Source organism: Nostoc sp. CHAB 5715, assembly GCF_020829685.1.
In the GTDB taxonomy this organism is placed as follows: Bacteria; Cyanobacteriota; Cyanobacteriia; order Cyanobacteriales; family Nostocaceae; genus Nostoc.
Genome location: NZ_JAIVFR010000802.1, coordinates 1 through 3,543, shown reverse-complemented (window position 1 = coordinate 3,543; position 3,543 = coordinate 1). Strand labels below are relative to the sequence as shown.

General features: G+C 40.7%; 4 protein-coding genes. 2 read left to right on the top strand and 2 right to left on the bottom strand.

Going from position 1 to position 3,543, the window contains the following annotated elements:
• Positions 1 to 404, bottom strand: a 404-nt coding sequence (locus tag LC574_RS31555) for a response regulator (RefSeq protein ID WP_229457507.1), incomplete at its 3' end; no start/stop codon positions are given.
• A gap of 152 nt (positions 405 to 556) precedes the next feature.
• On the bottom strand, positions 557 to 2,449 hold the full coding sequence (locus tag LC574_RS31550; protein ID WP_229457506.1) for an ATP-binding protein: 1,893 nt from the start codon (positions 2,447 to 2,449) through the stop codon (positions 557 to 559).
• A gap of 579 nt (positions 2,450 to 3,028) precedes the next feature.
• Here LC574_RS31550 and petN point away from each other — a divergent pair.
• On the top strand, positions 3,029 to 3,118 hold the full coding sequence (gene petN, locus LC574_RS31545) for a cytochrome b6-f complex subunit PetN (RefSeq protein WP_012408302.1): 90 nt from the start codon (positions 3,029 to 3,031) through the stop codon (positions 3,116 to 3,118).
• 7 nt (positions 3,119 to 3,125) lie between these two features.
• On the top strand, positions 3,126 to 3,287 hold the full coding sequence (locus LC574_RS31540) for a hypothetical protein (protein WP_229457505.1): 162 nt from the start codon (positions 3,126 to 3,128) through the stop codon (positions 3,285 to 3,287).
• Positions 3,288 to 3,543 lie beyond the last annotated feature (256 nt).

Below are 3,543 nucleotides of genomic sequence, written 5' to 3'. Positions count from 1 at the left end.
TCCAAAGATTCAGTCAATTGTTTGAGTTGTAAATGTACGCGTACTCTAGCAATGACTTCCTCTTGTGCAAACGGTTTAGGGATATAGTCTACTGCACCAAGGGAAAATCCCTTCGTTTTGCTTACTGTATCCGCTAAGGCAGTGATGAAAATAATCGGAATGTTTTGAGTGACAGGATTGACTTTGAGGCGGCGACAAGTTTCAAATCCGTCAATACCGGGCATTTGTACATCCAGCAAAATCAACTCTGGTTGATTGCGTTCGGCTTGAGCGATCGCACTTTCTCCATCGACTGCAACACGGAAGCGAAAACCCTCACTATTAAGCGCTTCACACAGGACAGATAAATTTGTCGGATTATCATCCACAATCAAAAGAAATCCGTTATTTGCAGTTTTGCCCATGATGAATTTTAAATTTAAATTTAACTCAAATTAATTGATGTATTCTTTAATAAAAGAATTCAGGAGTCAGGATTCAAAATTCAGAATAGAATTAGCATAGCTAGTTAGTCACTTACTAACTTACTCAAGCTTAAGCTTGCAGGTTGTCTCATTTATTCTGACTCTTGAATACTTACAATAAAAGTTTCTAAACGTTTGAGTTGGAAATTACTAGCAAGCTGGACGAGTTGCTGGGCAAAAATGCTTAACTGTTTATCAGATGCAGAAAGTTCCTCAGCCAATTCCAAGATTTGTTGAATATCGCCGTCTTGTATCAATTCGAGTAACTCTTGTAAAACCTCTTGAGCCGGATAAATCATCTCATTTGGTTGATCCAAACCACCTGTATGGTTTTTTTTGATTGCGTCTACCTTAACGTCAAAAATCCATTCCAATTGCAAAAATTGTCGTAGTATTTCCAGCAGCGTTTCAGCTTCTACAGGCTTTGGTAGAAATGCATCTGCACCTACATCAATACTCTTGTGCTGGTCGATTGCAAACACGCTGGCTGACGAAGCGATGACAGCAATCTTTTTAAATGACTCAGACTGACGCAAACGTTCGATCAACTCAAATCCATTCAATATAGGCATCACTAGGTCAGTGATAATCATGTCTGGTTTGTAGAGTAGAGCTTGTTCCCATGCTTCCTCACCGTGACTAGCTTCTACAACAGTAAACCCAACAGGCTCTAGTAAATTTACAATTACTGATCGGTTTTCCCATTTGTCATCCGCAATTAAAATGGTGCGCCTTTGTCCTTGATAACCAATAATGGTTCCCTGCTCAACCACTCTAGAAACCTTTGCCCAGTCTTTAGATTCTGGCAATTTTGCCTCAAACCAAAAAGTGCTACCTTTGCATAAGGTACTTTGCACCTGAATTTGACTACCCATCAACAAAACAATTTTTTGGCTAATTGCTAATCCCAAGCCTGTACCTTCAGATTGTCGTTTCTGATTTCCCACTTGTTCAAAGGGCTGAAAGATTTTCTCGGCTTGTTCAGGGATTATACCCGTACCGGTATCTATTACCTGAAAGCGAATATTGTAGTTAGTTTTTCCATTGGCGTTTGATTCTTGACCAATAACTTGAACTTTAAAGGTGACACTACCTTGATTAGTAAATTTGATCGCATTAGTAAGCAAGTTAATCAGTACTTGCCGCAAGCGTTTTTCATCAGCATGAATGCCCGTTGGCAAATCAGGATCGAGTTCGACATGAAATGCGATGACCTTTTGTTCTGCCTGGATGCGGCAAATTTCAGTCACGCTATCTATAAACGCAGGCAAGTAGAAATCTACAGGATACAATTCTAGTTTTCGAGCTTCTATTTTGGAGAGATCCAGAACATCATTAATTAGGGTTAAAAGATGAGAACCACATTGATAAATGATGCTGACTCCTCTGCGTCCTTTCTCACTCAAAGATTCTGTGCGTTGAAGAATTTGTGTATAGCCCAGAATACCGTTGAGAGGTGTGCGTAGTTCATGACTCATATTAGCGAGAAATTCACTCTTGGCTTCGCTGGAGTTTTGAGTGACTTCCTGTGCAAGGCGTAGTTCTTTTTCGATGCGCTTGCGCTCTACAATTTCAGTTGAAAGCGCTCGATTGATCACTTCTAACTGGGCTGGGCTGGGTAGTGCCAGAGCTTGAGGCATGAGATAAAATAACGCAAATGCCGTATATATCGAAATAATGGCAGTTAAAGCTTTTAAACCACCTGCAATCCAATAGTCTGGATGCCAAAGCGTCCAAATATCTATTAAGTGTCCAGTACCGCAGGCAATGATAAAAGCACCAAATAACAAAAAGACTCCATTGAAAGGAACGTCTTTACGCTTGGAAATAAAGTAAATCAGTAGGAAGGGAATAGAATAATAAGCGATAGCGATCGTGGCATCAGAAATAATGTGGAGCCAAACTAATCCAGTTTTCCAGAGATAACAATGTCCGTGGGCAACAAAATCATTAGAGTGGAAAGGATAGTTGAAAAATGTCGGCATTATACTAGGGGTTGCTGGATTTAAAATATATACGCATAATCCTAGTATTCCCAAACTATCAAGTAGGAAAGCGCGATCGCTATTTTTTTACATTCGTCTTTATTAATGCTTGAAGTACTAGGGTAACAAGAAAAAATCGTGTATCGTTTGCGTAAGCATAGCCCGCACAACTCTTGGAGACGCTGCGCGAACGACATACTTCGACTCCTTTCGACTTCGCTACCTCGGCTTTGCTCGGCACAAGTCAAGGCAAGTCGCTCAGTACAAGAAGCTCAGTGACCATCGTAGACATCACCCGCCAAACTTAGAACGTTATTTATAAAAAAATCTCAGCCTGCCCAATCCCTGTATGATAAAATAGGAGTCAGAATTCAGAATTCAGAATTCAGAATACTCTACCCATAAAGGGATAGAGTTTTAAGGCGAGAATATTTTAATTTTTTTCGTCCACTAGGGGCGAGGTTTTAACCAATATTCGTCACCCACTCGTACAGAATTCATACTGAATTCTGACTCCTGAGTTCTGAATTCTTCTTAGAAATATTAGAAACCTTTTGTAATTATTTGAAAAGCGGAACTATGGAGATTTTGACACTAGGTTGGGTATCACTGTTAGTTGTGTTTACTTGGTCAATTGCAATGGTAGTTTGGGGACGTAACGGACTGTAGAGGCATCGTGGAAAGTCCATTCTTGAGTATTTTAACTTTAGTTGCTATAGTGCTACTGGTAGTAGTCACTAGTGGTATTGGTTATTTGACCGTGGCAGATTGGCGCGATCGCCGTCGCCGAGATGAAGACAAACGCACCAGCCGCAGCGCCACTCCCAAGCGGCGATAATTTTCTCGTGGTTGAAAAATCTTTTTGTCGGGACACGATATTATCGTGTCCCTACACTATTTTATTCGGCATTTCCAGGAAATAACTGTTACCTTTGCGATCGCAACGGGAATCATGAGATAGAAGACTATGAACTACCCACAGTTGGCTTCGCCTGAACTGTGGGTTTCTACATCCCGCAGTTCGTTAAGCGCGAAATTTTCTATAGATTTTTGACGCTTCGCTTGTCCCAGTTGCTTCATGCTTCCCGCTTTTT